11 protein-coding genes are annotated in these 17,004 nt (G+C 71.7%); 7 read left to right on the forward strand and 4 right to left on the reverse strand.

The genetic code is table 11. The features are described 5' to 3' along the window. Window positions 1–45: 45 nt before the first annotated feature. Window positions 46–1,473: an FAD-binding oxidoreductase gene (locus ABZS66_RS38315; protein ID WP_354766568.1), complete on the reverse strand. Its 1,428-nt coding sequence runs from the start codon at window positions 1,471–1,473 to the stop codon at window positions 46–48. Window positions 1,474–1,838: 365 nt separating this feature from the next. Here ABZS66_RS38315 and ABZS66_RS38320 point away from each other — a divergent pair, with 365 nt between their 5' ends. Together ABZS66_RS38320 and ABZS66_RS38325 are read left to right on the forward strand one after the other, a co-directional pair. Then, window positions 1,839–3,890 (forward strand): BTAD domain-containing putative transcriptional regulator, encoded by a 2,052-nt coding sequence (locus tag ABZS66_RS38320; protein WP_354766570.1) that lies wholly within the window; start codon window positions 1,839–1,841, stop codon window positions 3,888–3,890. 267 nt (window positions 3,891–4,157) lie between these two features. Then, complete coding sequence (locus ABZS66_RS38325) at window positions 4,158–5,402, forward strand: AAA family ATPase (RefSeq protein WP_354766572.1); 1,245 nt, start codon at window positions 4,158–4,160, stop codon at window positions 5,400–5,402. Window positions 5,403–5,621: 219 nt separating this feature from the next. On the opposite strand, the gene ABZS66_RS38330 is transcribed toward ABZS66_RS38325, so the two are convergent. Further along, window positions 5,622–6,215, reverse strand: coding sequence for a hypothetical protein (locus tag ABZS66_RS38330; RefSeq protein WP_354766574.1), 594 nt, complete (start codon window positions 6,213–6,215; stop codon window positions 5,622–5,624). 434 nt (window positions 6,216–6,649) lie between these two features. Here ABZS66_RS38330 and ABZS66_RS38335 point away from each other — a divergent pair, with 434 nt between their 5' ends. Both ABZS66_RS38335 and gap read left to right on the forward strand, forming a co-directional pair. After that, window positions 6,650–7,651, forward strand: a complete 1,002-nt coding sequence (locus tag ABZS66_RS38335; RefSeq protein ID WP_354766576.1) for a helix-turn-helix domain-containing protein — start codon at window positions 6,650–6,652, stop codon at window positions 7,649–7,651. A 25-nt stretch (window positions 7,652–7,676) separates the two neighbouring features. Next, on the forward strand, window positions 7,677–8,687 hold the full coding sequence (gap, locus tag ABZS66_RS38340) for a type I glyceraldehyde-3-phosphate dehydrogenase (RefSeq protein ID WP_354766578.1): 1,011 nt from the start codon (window positions 7,677–7,679) through the stop codon (window positions 8,685–8,687). A 74-nt stretch (window positions 8,688–8,761) separates the two neighbouring features. On the opposite strand, the gene ABZS66_RS38345 is transcribed toward gap, so the two are convergent. Then, window positions 8,762–10,390, reverse strand: a complete 1,629-nt coding sequence (locus tag ABZS66_RS38345) for an NAD(P)/FAD-dependent oxidoreductase (RefSeq protein ID WP_354766580.1) — start codon at window positions 10,388–10,390, stop codon at window positions 8,762–8,764. Between the two features lie 396 nt (window positions 10,391–10,786). Here ABZS66_RS38345 and ABZS66_RS38350 point away from each other — a divergent pair, with 396 nt between their 5' ends. After that, the gene (locus ABZS66_RS38350; protein ID WP_354766582.1) at window positions 10,787–13,408 is read left to right on the forward strand and encodes a discoidin domain-containing protein; all 2,622 of its coding nucleotides are present in this window, start codon (window positions 10,787–10,789) and stop codon (window positions 13,406–13,408) included. Between the two features lie 209 nt (window positions 13,409–13,617). Continuing rightward, on the forward strand, window positions 13,618–14,514 hold the full coding sequence (locus ABZS66_RS38355; RefSeq protein ID WP_354766584.1) for an EamA family transporter: 897 nt from the start codon (window positions 13,618–13,620) through the stop codon (window positions 14,512–14,514). A 95-nt stretch (window positions 14,515–14,609) separates the two neighbouring features. Here the strand turns inward: ABZS66_RS38355 and ABZS66_RS38360 are convergent, their stop codons facing one another. After that, window positions 14,610–15,149: a TetR-like C-terminal domain-containing protein gene (locus tag ABZS66_RS38360; protein WP_354766586.1), complete on the reverse strand. Its 540-nt coding sequence runs from the start codon at window positions 15,147–15,149 to the stop codon at window positions 14,610–14,612. A gap of 322 nt (window positions 15,150–15,471) precedes the next feature. Between ABZS66_RS38360 and ABZS66_RS38365 the strand changes: the two genes are divergently transcribed. Continuing rightward, the gene (locus ABZS66_RS38365) at window positions 15,472–16,848 is read left to right on the forward strand and encodes an amidohydrolase family protein (protein WP_354766588.1); all 1,377 of its coding nucleotides are present in this window, start codon (window positions 15,472–15,474) and stop codon (window positions 16,846–16,848) included. Window positions 16,849–17,004 lie beyond the last annotated feature (156 nt).

The raw sequence follows: 17,004 nt of genomic DNA on the forward strand, positions 1-17,004 counted from the left end.
GGCGACGTGCGTCGCCGCGGGCCGGGGGTGAAGCGGGCACCGACGTCAGGCGTTGCTCCGCGATCCGGTGGGCCGGATCGCGTGGGTGAGGCTGAAGATCTGCTGCGGGTCCCACAGCTGTTTGAGGGCGGCGAGCATGTGCCGGTCTTCGCGCAGGTAGGCGGACATGACGTGCGTGGGCCGGTTGTCGCCCGGTGCGAGGAAGTTCGCGAAGGTGCGTCCGGTGTCCCACGTCGCGAGGGCCGCGAAGAGTCGCGTGTGGAGGGCGACGTGGTGGACCGCCTCGTCGGGGCCGGCGACGCTGGCGGCGAAGAGGAGGAACGGCGCGTCGCGGTTGGCCACGGCGTTCAGCGACTGCGGTGCGCGGCGCAGGGCGCCGCCCAGGTGGCGGATCTCGACCATCGTGACCGGCACCTCCGCGTCCTGGCCGGCGAGCGCCACGATGCGGTCGATCGCGGCGGCGGGCAGGTCCTGCAGCAGCGTCGAGCGGTCGTGGATCGGCAACGGCTCGACGGGATCGTTGTGGATGGCCGCGACCGCGGAGTAGGGCATGTCGGCGAGGGTGTCGATGACCGGGGTGCCGGCGGTGCGGACCGGCGTGACGAGCTGCTCGCCATCGCCGGCCGAGCCCAGGTAGGCCACCCGGACGTGCACGACGAACTGCCCGCGCAGCGGCTCGGGTACCTCCGGGATGGGCGGCAGCCGCAGCAGCGCGACCGACGAGGTCAGCTCGTCGGGTGTGGTCTCGACCCAGGAGCGCCACGCCTTGAGGATCTGTGAGGCCTGGGCGCCGGGGAAGTACAGGCCGCCGCCGTAGAGGCGGGTCAGCGGGAACAACCGGAACTCGATCGCCGTGACCACGCCGAAGTTGGCCTTGCCGCCGCGGACCGCCCAGAACAGCTCCGGTTCCGTCGCGGCGGTGACGTGGCGGAGCCGGCCGTCGGCGGTGACGATGTCGAACGCGGTGACGTGGTCCGCCGCGTAGCCGTGGGCGCGGCCGAGCACGGGGCTCAGGCCGCCGCCGAGGGTGTAGCCGACGACGCCGACAGTCGGGGAGGAGCCGTTGAGCGCGGCCAGGCCGTGCGCCGAGGCGGCGGTGATGACGGCCGCCCACCGGACGCCGGCCTCGACCCGGGCGATGCGGGTGTCGGCGTCGATGGACACCGCCGCCATCCGGCTGGTGTCGATCAGCAGGGCACCGTCGGCGGCCTCTGCGGGTCCGTGCCCGGTGGCCTGTACCGCGACCCGCAGGCCGTGCTGGCCGGCGAACCGCACGGCCTCGACCACGTCGGCGGCCGACGTGGCGCCGATGACGAGCGCCGGGTGGTGCTGCACGGACAGGTTGAAGGTGGCGCGCCCTCGGTCATATGCGTCGTCGCCGGGCAGCAGGACCGGGCCGCCCACGCGCGTGGTGAGCGCGGCGAGCGCGGCCGGGTCGACCGCGCTGACGCTGTCGCTGGTGGTTGTCGTCATGCGGCAAGCAAAACCGCGGCCGGTCGACGCCCCGTTGACGTCGGGTCAACGACGTCCCGGCCGCCGCACCGGACGGGCTCCCGCTCGAAGGGCGCGTCGGCCGCGTTGATCAGGCGTTGACCATGCGTTTACCGGGCTGCTGCTCGCTTGGTGTGACACGCCGAGGCGCGACGCTTGCGGACCGGTTCGGACGAAAGGCAATGTGTGCACCCGGCGTGGGCCGTGGCCCGGTCGCGATGCGCTGTGAATCCGTTCACATCGGACCCATGGTGTCGAACCGTACCGGCCCTGCGGGCGTGGAATGGTTCGACGTCGGCAGCGCCGGCGCGCCCGTACAAAGGAGCACCAGGAGCATGGTGAGTGTCTTGCGGACAGACGTCGTCGAGCGGCCGGTCAACGGCACGAGCCCGACGCCCGGGCCGCAACGGCCGGGTCCCGCGGGACTGACGTTCGCCGTGCTCGGACCGGTCCGCGCCTGGCGGCACGGCCGGGAGCTGGCGCTCGGATCACCCCAGCAGGTGGCGGTGCTGTCCGCGCTGCTGCTGTACGAGGGCCGGCCGGTGCAGCCCGAGGTGCTCATCGACGTGGTGTGGGACGGCGAGCCGCCCCGCGCCGCGCTCGGCACGGTCCGCACGTACCTGTCCCGGCTGCGCCGCGTGCTCGGCGAGGGGGCGCAGTCCGGTGCGATCGTCGCCGCTGGCAGTGGCTACGCCCTGCCGCTGCGGCCGGACGCGCTCGACCTGGCGGGCTTTCGCGGCGAGGTGGCCGCGGGGCAGTCGCGGCTGCGGGCCGGCGACCCGGCCGGCGCGGTCGACACGCTGCGCCGGGCCCTCGGCCGGTGGCACGGCGATGCGCTGGCCGGCGTGCCCGGCCGGTATGCGGCCGCCCAGCGGAGCCGGCTCGGCGAGCTGCGGCTGGCCGCGCTGGAGTCCCGGCTCACCGCCGAGCTGGCCGGGCCGGGCCCCGACGCCGGTCTGGCCGAGGAGCTCAGCGCGCTCGTCGAGCAGTACCCGCTGCGGGAAGGCTTCCGGGAGCTGCTGATGCTGTCGCTGTACCGGTCGGGACGCCGGGCCGACGCGCTGCGGACGTACCTCGACGGCGACCGCCGCCTCCGCGACGAGGTCGGTGTCGAGCCCGGGCCCGCACTCCGGCGGCTCCAGCAGCGCATGCTCGCCGGTGACCCGGCGCTGCTCGTCGAAGCGGCGCCGCCGGTACCGGCACCGGCGCCGACCGCCGCCGTGGCGGTGCACCTGCCGGCCGACCTGCCGTCGTTCGTCGGCCGGACGCAGGAGCTGGCGCAGGTCACCGAGCGGCTGGCCGCCCGCACCCCGGGCACCGTCGGGATCGTCGGCCTGGACGGGACCGGCCGGTCGACGCTGCTGATCCGCGCCGCGCGTATGGTGACCGGCCGGTACCCGGGCGGAGTGCTGCACGCCGACCTCGCCGCCGCCGACGAGCGGGAGGTGCTGCGCAACTGGCTGCACCAGCTCACCGCCGGGGCCGACGGCCCGGCGGAGCTTCCGGCCTCGGCCTGCGGGCTGGCGGCGCTGCTGCGCCCGGTCGCCGCCGGGCGGCGGATGCTGGTCCTGGCCGACAACGTCGCCGACGGCGGCCAGGTCGCACGCCTGCGCGACGCGCTGCCGGAGGCGGATCTGCTGTTCACGGCGCACCGGCGCGTGACGGGTGCGCCCGGCGCCGCGTGGGTCCGCCTGGGCCCGTTGTCGTCCGTGGACGGGCTGGAGATGCTGCGCCGGCTCGCCGGACCGGATCGCATCGACGCCGAGGTCTCGGCGGCGCGCCGGCTCGTCGACCTCTGCTCGGCCTACCCGACGCCGCTGCGGCTCGTCGCCGAGCGGCTGGAGGCCCGGCCCGACTATCCGGTCGCGGTGCTCGCCGCCGAGCTCGCGGAGGAGCTCGACAGCGCATCGGTCCCAGCGCACGACGACTGCGTGGTCGCGGAGGCGCCGCTGCACCGCGCCTACCAGCGGCTGGCCCCGCTCCAGGCCGGCGTCCTGCGCTGCGTTGCCGGGGCGGGCCTGCCGGAGTTCACCGCACCGCACGTGGCGGCGCTGCTCGACATACCCCAGCACCAGGCCTGGACTGCGCTGGACGCGCTCGTCGACGTCGGCCTCGTCGAGGAGTTCGGCCCACGCGGCCGGTACCGGATGCCGTACTTCGTCGAGGCGTTCACGCGCCGGCTGACCGCCGAGGCGCACCACCCGTCGGAGCCGGCGCGGCGGCTGGACCAGCTCGCCGCGCACCGCAGCCGCGCCGCCGTCCCGGCCGGGAACCGTGGCGCAGCCGCACCCACTGAACCGGCGGTGCCCCGCCGGGCGAGCCACGTCGCCACTGTGCGCGAAGGCTCGGCGACAGCGATCGAGCGGGCGTGGTCATCCGGCGGCAGCGACGCGGCGTAGCAGCACCCGCAGGGCCGAGCCAGGAGCTGTTCCTCGACCGTGGCGGGCAATACGAGACGCTCGACCCGATAGGTCATCACGGTCGGGTCGACGTGCAGCCGCCGCGCGAGCGCCCGCTGTGACCGGTCGCCGTGCGCCGCCGACCCGAGTGCGGCCTGCCACATCACCTGGCGGGCCCGCCACGGGCCGAGCCTCGGTGCGCGCCTCGCCCATCACGATCACGCGGAGTACACAGGAACGAGAGCGCGGCGTGCGTGGAGGTATCGGATGGACGCCGGCGAGGTGCTGGTCGGGCGAGACGCGGCGGGCGGTCACCGCGTGCTCGGGGTTGCAGTTGTGCGTGAGAGCGAGCTGACGCGTGTCACGCGCGTGGCCCTTGTCGGCGGCGCGGTGGTACGGAAGGAGCCGTTGGGGCCGGACGCTTGCCGGCGGCTGCAGCGGGAGCTGGGGATGCTCGAGCGGCTGCGAGGGGTCGAGGGGGTTGCGCAGCTGGCGGACACGCCGTGTCTGCCGGGGTCGATCGTGCTGGCGGACGCCGGGAGCAGGAGCCTGGCCGGGCTGGCGAAGCCGATGGCGGCCGATGACCTGATCGAGCTTGCCGTGCCGTTGGCCCGGGCGGTGTCGGGGATGCACCGGCGGGGGGTGCTGCACGGCGACATCGCGCCGGCGAACGTCGTGATCTCCCGCACCGGAGCACCCTGCCTGGTGGACTTCGCCGTGGCGTCCTCGCTGGCGGAGATCCGTCCCGAGTTCACGCACCACAACGAGATCGTCGGGACGTTGGCGTATCTGGCGCCCGAGCGGACCGGTCGCACCGGTCGGTCGGTGGATCAGCGTGCGGACCTCTACGCGTTGGGTGCGACGTTGTACGAGCTGGCGACGGGTACACCGCCCTTCGGTTCGGGTGACCCGCTGCGACTTGCGCACGACCATCTGGCTCGGGTTGCCGTATCGCCGGCGCGGCTGAACCCGGCCCTGCCGGAGCCGCTGTCCCAGATCATCATGCATCTGCTGGAGAAGGAGCCGGACCACCGGTACCAGACGGCGGAGGGCTTGATCCACGACCTCGAGCGGTTGGGGGACGCCACCCGTCCAGGAGCAGCCGCGCTGCAGGTCGGCGAGCGGGACGTGGCGCCGCGGCTGCTGACGCCGTCGCGGTTGGCGGGCCGCGATGCGGCTCTGGAGCAGCTGCAGGCGGCGTTCGCCGACGCGCTGGCGGGCCGGTGTCGTGGGGTACTGGTCGGCGGAGTGCCAGGAGTGGGCAAGACAGCACTGGTCGACCAACTGCGGCCGATGGTAGCGAGCCGCGACGGGTGGTTCGTGGCGGGCAAGTTCGACCAGTACCGGCGGGATCTGGAGTTCGACGCGGTCTACCAGGCGCTTCGCGGGTTGGGCCGGCTGTTGCTGGCCGAGCCGGAGGACGAGCTGTGCGAGGTCCGCGAGCGAATCCTGGCAGCGGTCGGGCCGAACGCCGCCCTGCTGGTCGCCGGTGGCGTTGTCGATCGCGCTTAGGGGACGGAGGCCCGTAGGCGTTGCGCCGTTCGGGTGCGGTGTTCCGGGCCGACCCCACACCCGGTACGTGGGGGAGGCGGGCTGGGGCCGGCCCGACGTTTTGTTGGCGCGGCCCGGCAACACATCAGGTCCGGGTCGCGCCGTCCGGCGCGTCACTGCCTGGTGCCAACACCTTCTGGAAGCGGCCGAGCAGGTCCGAGGCTGTGGGGGGCGGCAGCCTTACCATTCAGTTTCAAAGATCCGTTCGGGTTCCCGCCGGTCCCATCGCCGCCACATCAGGCCGCTACTGTCCGTGAAGGTCAACTCGACAGACGCGCTCACGCCTTCACGGCGAAGGATCTCAAACTGCTTCGGGCTCAGGATCTTTTCGCTCCTGGTTACTGACGCCAGACTGTCCAAGCGAATCGCCGAGAAGATGCGGAACCCGTCTTGCCTGGCCGCAGGGACTGCGTCACCGGCTGACACGTTGTACGTATACAAGGTGCCGACGACGCTGTAGATCGGATGCGGGCTGTTGTTGGCCACTGCGACCGTGTAGTCCTTGATCCCGCCACCACCGAAGACCCCGAAGACCAGGCGGGCCTGCTGCGATGCTTTGTCGGCTTCGGCCTTCTTCCGATCTTCAAGGTCATCCAGATACTGCGCCTTGGCGATCGCCAACTGTTGCTCAGCCGCTTCGCTCTGTGCCTTGGCGATCTCCAATTGAGTCTCGGCGGCATCGGCCTGTGCCTTACTGAGCCGCAACTGTTCCTCAGCCGCCTTGGCCTGACGCTCCGCGCTTCGTGCAGAACCGCGAGCGTAGATTGCCTGCAAGCACGCCACTATCGCGGAAAGCACGGCTACTCCTGCTGCCGCCCATGCCGCACGCGTCGTTGAGTCCACGCCTCATGTTGATGCCACCGGTCAAGGCTGCCAACACCGGCGGCCCGATGCCAGCGGTGGTCAGCGGGGGCCGGACGCCGCCCAGTGGCGAATGGCGGTTCCCGACGTCAGGGTCAGGCGACCGGCCGCTCCGGCTCGGCCGGCTCCTCGTGCGGGACGACGCGCAGAAGGTCCGTGTCGACGGCGTCGGACCAGAAGCGGGGTGCAGTCATGACGCCACCACCTCGGGCCGACGGATGAGCAATGGGCCGTGGCGGGAAACTTGTGGTACGTGGCTTTCACGCCACTGTCGTGTCGGCCTGCATCGGTGTGAGGCTGCACGGGTGAGGGGAGGGGCGGCCGTGGCTGACGGGGTTCATCGAGTCGTGGTGCTTGTGCTCGATGGGGCCAAGCCGCTCGATGTGGGCATTCCGGCGCAGGTGTTCACCAATCGGCCGAGCATGCCGTACGCGGTGCACGTGTGCGGTGCCGCGCCCGGGCTCGTGGCCGGTGGGGACGGTCTCGCGTATCACGTGGCCGAAGGGCTCGACGCGTTCGATGCGGCCGATACCGTGTTCATTCCCGGGTACCGGAATCCGGATCGTGAGGAGCCGCCGGCCGAGGTCGTGGCCGCCCTCCGCGCTGCCCACGCGCGCGGGGTTCGGCTTGCCGCGATCTCGACCGGGGCGTTCGCGCTCGCCGCGACCGGGCTGCTCGACGGCAAGCGGGCCACCACGCACTGGCATTACACGCGTGAGCTGGCCCGGCGTCATCCCGCGATCCTCGTCGACGAGGACGTGTTGTTCGTGGACGAGGGGGAGGTGCTCACCTCGGCCGGTGCGGCCAGCGGGATCGACCTCTGCCTGCATCTCGTGCGCCGCGATCACGGGGTCGCGCTCGCCAATCATGTGGCCCGGCGGCTCGTGGCGGCGCCGTACCGCAGCGGGGGACAGGTGCAGTACATTCCGCGCAGCGTGCCGGAGGCGGTCGGCGAGCACTTCGCGGCGACTCGGCAGTGGGCGCTGGAGCGGCTCGACGAGCCGCTCGCGCTCGAGGATCTGGCCCGCAACGCGAACGTGTCGGCGCGGACGTTGTCGCGGCGGTTCGTGGAGGAGACCGGGTACACGCCGACGCAGTGGATTCTGCGGGCGCGGGTGGACCGGGCGCGGGAGTTGCTCGAGCGCAGCGGACTCGGGGTGGAGCAGATCGCGGCGCGAGTCGGGCTCGGGACCGGGTCGAACCTGCGGCTGCACTTCCAGCGGATTCTGGGCACGTCGCCGAGCGAATACCGCAAGACCTTCGCACGCCCGAACGGCGCGACCTTGGCAGAGATGCGGTCGGGTGGCGCGATGCTTGCGGAGACTGGCGAACCTTCCACTGTTGTCTGATCGGGCGAACCGGCACGATTGCCGCATGTCTGGACGAATTGCCATCAACGGGTTCGGGCGCATCGGTCGCGGCGTGCTGCGCGCGGTCGTCGAGCGCGACAGCGCCCTCGAAGTCGTCGCCGTCAACGATCTCGCGGTGCCGGCGGCGTTGGCGCAGCTGTTGAAGTACGACACCACGCTCGGGCGGATCGGGCGCCCCGTCGCGGTCGAAGGAGACGACCTGCTCGTCGACGGGCGGCGTATCCGGGTGCTCGCCGAGCGCGAGCCGCTCAAGCTGCCCTGGGCCGAGCTCGGCGTCGACATCGTGCTCGAGACCACCGGCCGCTTCACCGCCGCCGACGCGGCCCGCGCACACCTCGACGCCGGCGCCGAGCGGGTGCTCGTCGGCGCGCCGTCGGCCGGGGCCGACGTGACGCTCGCGTACGGCGTGAACACCGAGGCGTACGACCCGTATCACCACACGATCGTGTCGAACGCCTCCTGTACCACCAACGCGCTCGCGCCGCTCGCCGCCGTGCTCGACGGGCTGGCCGGGATCGAGCACGGGTTCATGACCACCGTGCACGCGTACACCCAGGAGCAGAACCTCCAGGACGGCCCGCACCGGGACCTGCGCCGGGCCCGGGCCGCCGGCGTGAACATCGTGCCGACCACCACCGGTGCCGCCAAGGCGATCGGGCTCGTCCTGCCGGGCCTGGCCGGACGGCTGTCCGGCGACTCGATCCGGGTACCGGTCCCGGTCGGTTCGCTGGTCGAGCTCAACGCGACCGTCGAAACCGAGGTGACGCGCGACGCCGTGCTGGACGCCTACCGCGAGGCGGCCGAGGGCTCGCTCAAGGGCATCCTCTCGTACTGCTCCGACCCCATCGTCAGCGCCGACATCGTCGGCGATCCGGCGTCGTGCATCTTCGACTCGGCGCTGACCAGGGTCGACGGGCGGCACGTGAAGGTCGTCGGCTGGTACGACAACGAGTGGGGCTTCGCGAACCGGGTCGTGGACACCCTGACCCTGATGAGTGCAAAACGGATCGCCTAGATGACTGATTCCTAAGTCTTCAGTGGTCGTAGGCGATCAGTGAGCGTTTGATGGGTTGTCCGGCTGCCCAGTTGTCATGACCCGCGGCCCGGGCGCAGGTTAGAAGGCGGCAGCTGCTCGGCGCCGCGCCGCTGACGTGTTCGGCGGGTCAGATGGCGGGCGACGTGGTCGCCGGACAGGCCGTTGACGCCGCCGCCCGGCCAGGTGGACGCTCCGATCAGGTACAGGTGCCGGATCGGTGTCTTGTAACGGGACATGCCCGGGAACGGCCGGAACGCGAAGTTCTGCCGCAGGTGCATCGAGCCGGCAATGCTGTCGCCGCCGACCAGGTTGGGATTACGCCGCTGCAGGTCGATCGGGCTGAGCACGGCACGGCCGAGGATTCGTTGGCGCAGGCCCGGCGCGTAGGTCTCCAGGCGGTCCAGGACGCGCTCGGCGTACGGCTCGGCGGCCTCGTCCCAGTTCGTCGCGGTGAGCTCGCCGGCGTCGTCGCCGCGGATCCGCGGCGGCAGTGCGCGGACCTGGATCCACAGCACGTGCTTGCCGGCCGGCGCCCGGGTCGGGTCCACGACGGACGTCTGGGCGCACACCAGCGTCGGGTCGCGTGGCAGCAGTCCGTTGAGTGCGGCGGTGTACGTGCGGGCCAGGTCCTCGACGTACGGTCCGATGTGGACGTAGGCGTGGCCGGCGAGCGCCGGCCCGGCCCGCCACGGCACGGGGCCGTCGAGCGCCAGGTGCACCATCATTGTCCCCGGCCCGTACGTGAACCGGGCGGCATCGCGACGCACACCGGCCGGTGCGCGGTCGAGCAGCTCACCGAACAGGGCCGTGGGGGTGGTGCCGGCGATGATGGCACGCCGGGCCGTGATCCGCTGCCCGTCGGCGAGCTCCACCTGCCGGGCCGTGCCTCCCGACGTGATGATCCGGCGCACCGCGGCCTCGGTGCGCAGCTCCCCGCCGTGCTGGTGGAGCAGCCCGGCGAGCGCGGCAATCAGGCCGGAGGCGCCGCCCTCGACGATCGACATGCCCTGGCGCTGGTCGGTGAACAGTTCGAGGAACGGGAACATGGCGCCGCCGGCGACGTCGGGGCCGAAGTCGAGGTGCATGCCCCAGCACGCCACCATGGCCTTCGCTTCCGGTGTGGCGAAGAACGTGTCGCCCAGTTCCCGCGTCGAGCTGAGCAGCAACTGCACAAGCCGGGCGAACCCGGCAGGCCGCAGCCGCAGCGCCGCCCGCGCCGTCGCCGAGGCCATCGCCATCGATGGCGCAGGCGCCGAGTAGAGCCCGAACAGCGTGCTGCTGTACCGGTCGTAGAGCCGTTGCAGCCGCAGCCAGCCGTCCGCGTCGCCGCTGTCGCGCTCGGCCAGACCGTTGAGGGTCCGGTCCGGATCCTGTTCCACGCCGAGTGCGGTGCCGTCCGGAAACGCGTTGGCGTAGGGTCTGCTCCCCACGGCGTACCGCAATCCGTGCTGTGCCAGGGCGCTCGCGTGCTCGGCGTAGAACTGCGAGCCGAGCAGCAGGTTCTGGTTGGTGGAGAACACGTCGTGGGTGAACCCGGGAAGCGTCAGTTCCTCGCTGAGCACCGCCCCGCCCGGTCGGCGCGCCTGCTCCAGAACCAGCACCGACCAGCCCGCCTCCGCGAGCCTCACGGCAGCGATGAGCCCGTTGTGGCCCGCCCCGATCACGACCGCGTCGTACTCCACAGCTACCAGGCTCGCGTTCGCTCGGCTCCCAGGCGTCAACCTCGGCGGGTGGGATACGGCCCAGGTATGCGTCCGGAGGACCGCGAGCATGTCTGGGTCGGCGCGTCTCAGAGAGCGCTCCCAGATGTCGGCAAGCAGCGGCGACGTTGATCAGTGCTCCGGTGCGGCGCTCTGGTCTGCGCCTGAGCGAGCATTCGTCGGCGCTCTTTCATTTTCTCGCGAAGCATTGACACCTTTCCAAGGAGGCCCCAGAGTGACAGCGTGAGAGCGCTCTCTCGCTCCGCCGCAACACCGCCGACACCCGAGCTTCACGAAGGAGTCCCTATGGAATGGTCGGAACCCCGCCCCGGCCATCGACGTTCATTCAGATCACTGACGGGCCCGCGCACCCTGCGCATGGCCGCCATCGTGGCCGCGGTTGCGGCCATGCTGGTGACGTACATCGTCGTGGTCACGACCCGCGCCGACGCGGCCGAGACCCTGCTGTCGCAGGGCCGGCCGACGACCGCCTCGTCGACGGAGAACGCCGGTACCCCTGCCAGCAGCGCGACCGACGGTAATACGGGCACCCGCTGGTCGAGCGCGTTCAGCGTCCCGCAATGGATCCAGGTCGATCTCGGCACCTCCCAGGCGATCACCCGGGTGGCACTGAACTGGGAAGGGGCGTACGCCACCGCCTTCCAGATCCAGACCTCCACCAACGGCACCACCTGGACGAACATCTACTCCACCACGACCGGCACGGGCGGCCAGCAGAGCCTGCCGGTCACCGGCACCGGTCGCTACGTGCGCGTCAACGCGACCGCGAAAGCCACCCAGTGGGGCGTGTCGCTGTGGGAGTTCCAGGTCTTCGGTGGTACCCCCGACACGCCGGGCGGCTGTGGCACCACCAACACGGCGCTGGGCAAGACAGCGACCGCGTCGTCGACGGAGAACGCCGGTACCCCGGCTTCATCCGCATTCGACGGCAACACCGGCACCCGCTGGTCCAGCCTGGCCACCGACCCGCAGTGGCTCCAGGTCGACCTGGGCACTGCCGTGTCCGTCTGCGGCGTCACGCTGAACTGGGAGGCCGCCTACGCGACCGCCTTCCAGATCCAGGTGTCCACCAACGGCACGACCTGGACGAACATCTACAGCACGACCACCGGCACCGGTGGCGTGCAGAGCCCGGCCGTCACCACGACGACCGGTCGCTACGTGCGCATGAACGGCACCGCCCGGGCCACCCAGTGGGGCTACTCGCTCTGGGAGTTCCAGGTCTTCACCGGTTCCGGCCCGTCGACCTCGCCGTCGACCTCGGTGTCGCCCAGCACGCCGACGCTCCCGACCTCCGACACCCCTGACTTCGGCCCGAACGTGCGGATCTTCGACCCGTCCACGCCGGTGGCGACCATCCAGTCGGCGGTCGACCAGGCGTTCAACGCGCAGCTGCGCAGCCCGACCGCGCAGTTCGGCACCCAGCGCAACGTGTTCCTCTTCAAGCCCGGCACCTACGGGCGGGTGTGGGCCAACGTCGGTTTCTACACCACGATCGCCGGTCTCGGCCTGAACCCCGACGACGTGACGATCAACGGCGCGGTCAACGTCGACTCCGGGTGGAACTTCGGCGACGAGGCCAACGCGACCCAGAACTTCTGGCGCAGCATGGAGAACCTGTCGATCGTGCCGGAAGGCGGCACCAACCGGTGGGCCGTCTCCCAGGCCGCCCCGATGCGCCGGGTACACATCCGCGGCGACCTGACCCTGGCGCCGTCGAACCAGGACACCGGGCAGGGCTACTCCAGCGGCGGCTACCTGGCCGACTCCGTGGTCGACGGCGTCGTGTCCTCCGGTTCGCAGCAGCAGTGGTACACCCGCGACAGCCGGATCACGCGCTGGGACGGCGGCGTCTGGAACATGGTGTACTCCGGCGTGCAGGGTGCCCCGGCCAACGCGTTCCCGAACCCGCCCCACACCACCCTGGCGACCACCCCGGTCACCCGTGAGAAGCCTTACCTGTACGTCGACAGTGCCGGCCTCTACCGCGTCTTCGTGCCCTCGGTGCGGCGCAACTCCGCAGGCGCGACCTGGCCGAACACCGCCGGCACCTCGATCCCGATGCGGGAGTTCTATGTCGCCAAGCCCGGCGACAGCGCCGCCCGGATCAACTCCGCCCTCGCCCAGGGCCTGAACCTGTTCTTCACCCCCGGCACCTACTCCCTCGACCAGACCATCAGGGTCACCCGGCCCAACACCGTGGTGACCGGCATCGGCTTCCCGACCCTGATCCCGAACAACGGGGTCGAGGCGCTGAACGTCGCCGACGTCGATGGCATCAAGATCAGCGGTTTGACCTTCGACGCCGGGACGACGAACAGCCCGACGTTGATGAGCGTCGGGCAGGCCGGCGTCCACACCGACCACGCCGCGAACCCGATCAGCCTGCAGGACGTCTTCTTCCGCGTCGGCAGCAGCGTCCAGGGCAAGGCCACCACCACCCTCGCCGTGCACAGCGACGACACGATCATCGACCACATCTGGGCCTGGCGGGCCGACCACGGCGGCGCGCCCACCGGCTGGACGGTGAACACCGGCGACACCGGCCTCATCGTGAACGGCGATGACGTCCTCGCCACCGGTCTGTTCGTCGAGCACTACCAGAAGTACGAGGTGATCTGGAACGGCAACCGCGGACGGACGATCTTCTTCCAGAACGAGAAGCCGTACGACGTGCCCAACCAGGCAGCCTGGATCGGCCCCCGAGGCAACGGCTACGCCGCCTACAAGGTCGCCGACACCGTCACCGACCACGAACTCTGGGGCGGCGGCTCGTACTGCTACTTCAACGTCAACCCCAGCGTCAGAGTAGACCGGGCCTTCGAGGTGCCCAACCGGGCCGGCGTCCGGCTCCACAGCGTCCTCACCGTCTCCCTCGGCGACGTCGGCACCATCGCCAACGTCGTCAACGACACCGGCGGCGCCGTCCCCAACCCGGCCGGCAACACCACCCCACGCCAGGTCGTGAACTACCCCTAACCCCCAACCCCGACGCAACACCGACGTGAACCCGGCGGCCACCGGCGCAACCCGCACCGGTGGCCGCCGCCACGACGAGCCGCGGCCGCCCCGATCGCTCGTGTCCATCATGTTGCAAGCCGATGTCGACGCCGTGTCGACGCCGTCGCTGTTCTCTCGATCGCGGTGCCGCGCGGCGGCGCCGTTGTCGGACACCGAAGGGAACAGGCATGTTGTCGGCGTTGACCCTCGCTGCGCTCGCGGCGCTGGGTTGGGGAAGTTCGGAGTTCCTGGCTGGTCTGTGGTCGCGGCGCCTGTCGGTGCTCGTCGTCCTGGGCTGGTCGAAGGTCACCGGTCTGCTGCTGGCGGGCGTACTGGTCGTCGCGCACGGTACGGCCCTGCCACGTGACGGCCGGCTCTGGTGGGCGGTGCTCGCCGGGCTGTGCAGCACACCCGCCCTGGGCCTGCTCTACCTGGCGATGCGGAAGGGCTCGCTGGCAGTGGTGGCACCCGTCGCGGCGGTCGCCGCCCTGGTCCCGCTGGTCTGGGGCGCGATCCGCGGCGAACGGTTGTCGGTCGACGACGCGGTCGGCATCGTGGCCGTGCTGGCGGGCGTCACGCTCGTGAGCTGGCCGACGGGCACGACCCGCGCGGGCGCGTCGAAGAACGGCGTCGCCATGCTGTACGCGATGGGGGCAGCGCTCGGCTTCGGTGCGTTCCTGGTGCTGGTGCACCACTCCAGCGCTGTTGATCCGGTGTGGTCGATCGCGCTGGCCCGCACGTCGTCCGGCGTGCTGGGCATCGGGATGCTCATCGCGGCCGTGGCGCGGGACCTGCACCGCGACCCCTTCTGGACCGGTGCGGGCGTGCGGGCCCGTCGCCAGCCGGTCAGCGTGGCGGCCGTGGTGGGCGTTGTCGCGATCGGGTTGACCGACACGGCCGGGGACGCCGCATTCGCGTTCGCGTCGACGATCGGCGAGCTCAGTTCCGTGGCCGTGCTGTCGTCGCTGTACCCGGCGGTGACGGTGCTGTTCGGGGCCTGGATCCTCGGCGAGCGGCTGACGGGACCGCGCGCCTGGGGTGTACTGGCGGCACTCGCCGGTGGCGCGTTCCTCGCCGCCTCGTGAGCGCACCGATGCGTCCGAGAGCACCGTTGTCTGCGCCAGCTATCGCGGCGCGGTCGACAGAACGTTGACGCCGGATCAGAGGCGTGGACTCATGTTCACGTGAGCGGCGGTTGCGTGGCGAGTGCCCCTGCTGCGGTGGCTGCGGTGGTGACGGCTGCCGCCTCGGCTGCCGCGTCCGGGTCCAGGGGTTCGCCGGTGATGAGCAGCCGCACGAGGAATTGGGCACTGAGCGTGCGGGCGACGGCGGTGGCGACCGTGCCGGCGGGTGCTTCGCCGCGGGCGACGGCGCGGGTCACGAGCGGTTCGAGCAGCGCGTAGCGGGCGGTGAAGAACGCGTTGCGGACGTCGTGCAGGGCGGTGTTCGCCGAGCCGTCGACGGCGACCCGCAGCAGCGCCCGGCCAGCCGGCGAGTTGAACTCGGCGACGAGTTCGTGGGCGATCGCCGAGAGGTCCGTGTACAGCGAACCGGTGTCGGGGATCGGGACCGCCTGCTGTGCGTGTGCCATCGCGGCTTCGGAGATGAGGCTTTCCCGGGTCGGCCAGCGCCGGTAGATGGTCGTCTTGTGCACGCCGGAGGCGGCGGCGACCCGTTCGATGCTGAAGTCGGCCCAGCCGACCTCCGCGAGGACCGCCACGGTGGCGTCGAGGACGGCTGCGGTGACCCGGGCGGTCCGGCCGCCAGGGTGCTGCGTTCGCGGCCGAGCACCCGGACATCGACGTGTTCAGCGCACACGACCCGACCTGGTTCGCGGCACACGCCGTCAAGCGGTCCTCAGCAACGCATCAGGGCTGATGCACGCGCTCACACCGGTTGGCATCCGGCCGGCGTGCCGCGAGCCGACGGGTGCGACAGCTCCGGGTGGCCGGTGCTCGCGTTGACGGAGTGTTGACCGGTCGTCAAGCCCGACTCGGTGTTGTGGAGTGCGCCAACCACTGACCGATACCTGAGGAGTCGTCATGGCACAGCACAGGAAGCTCATCCGCGGTGGCACCGTGGTCTCCGTCGACAGCGCGATCGGCGACCTGCCGTCCGGCGACGTGCTGGTCGAGGGTGACCGGATCGCCGCCGTGGCGCCGCGGATCGACGCCGCCGACGCGGAGGTGGTCGACGCCACCGGCATGATCGTGATGCCCGGTCTGGTCGACACGCACCGGCACGTGTGGCAGAGCGCCCTGCGCCAGATCGCCGCCGACTGGACGCTCGAGGAGTACTTCGCCCGGGTCATCGGGGCGTTCTCGCCGGTGTTCACCCCGGAGGACGTGCACGTCGGCACCCACTTCGGCGCCGTGGAGGCGCTCGACTCCGGCATCACCACGATCTTCGACTGGTCGCACATCATGAACACCCCCGAGCACGCCGACGCCGCCGTCACCGCACTGCAGCAGGCGGGGATCCGGGCGGTGTTCGGGCACGGCATGCCGACGAACGATCCGGCCTGGTACTTCAACAGCGACCGCCGGCACCCCGACGACGCACGGCGACTCGCGTCGCGGTACTTCTCCTCGCCCGACCAGCTCCTGACGCTCGCGCTGTCGGTGCGGGGCCCCGAGCTGGCGACGATCGGCGCGACCGCCGACGACCTGGCGCTCGCCCGCGAGCTCGGCGTCCGCGCGTCGATGCACGTCGGCCTGGGCCTCATGGGTCAGCAGCGGGCGGTGACCCAAATGCACGACCGGGCGCTGCTCGCCGACGACCTGATCTTCCTGCACTGCAACACGTGTACCGACGAGGAGCTCAAGTACATCGCCGGCAGCGGCGGGCACGCGTCGGTCTCGGCGCGCATCGAGATGCTGATGGGGCACGGCGTCCCGGCGACGGGGCGGCTGCTGGAGGCTGGGATCCGCCCGGCGCTGTCGGTCGACGTCGTGTGCGGCGTGACCGGCAGCATGTTCGACGAGATGCGCGGCGTGCTGGAGGCCGAGCGCGGGCGCCGGCACCGGCTGCGCCTCGACCACGGCGCGGAGCCGGCCGGGCCGACGCCGACGACCCGGGACGCGATCGAGTTCGCGACCATCGAGGGCGCGCGGACCCTCGACCTGGAGCGCCGGATCGGCTCGCTCACCCCGGGCAAGCAGGCCGACGTCATCCTGCTCAACGTCGCGGCCGCCCCGTTCGGCATGATCAACAACGTGCCGGCGGCGATCGCCTTCAGCGACGTGCGCGACGTGGACACGGTGCTGGTCGCCGGCCAGTTCCGCAAGCGCCACGGCCGGCTGCTCGACTACGATGCCGCGGGGGTCCGCGCGCAGGCGGAGCGCTCGCGCGACCGGCTGTTCGCGGCGGCGGGCCTGCCCGACGGCACCACGCCCGTCAAGGTCAGCTCCGACCGCTGACGCCGCGCGGGCCGGTGACCTCCAACGGCAGGGTGCGATGCCTGGCGGAGCCGGGCCTCGCCGGCGGAGCCCTGCCGTCAGTCGTCGCCGGCCCGGCCAGCCACGCTGCTGCCGGCCGGCCTGTACGAGTCGCCGGTCGGCCCGGTAGCGGGGCGG

Source organism: Dactylosporangium sp. NPDC005572 (genome assembly GCF_040605515.1).
Taxonomy (GTDB): domain Bacteria; phylum Actinomycetota; class Actinomycetes; order Mycobacteriales; family Micromonosporaceae; genus Dactylosporangium.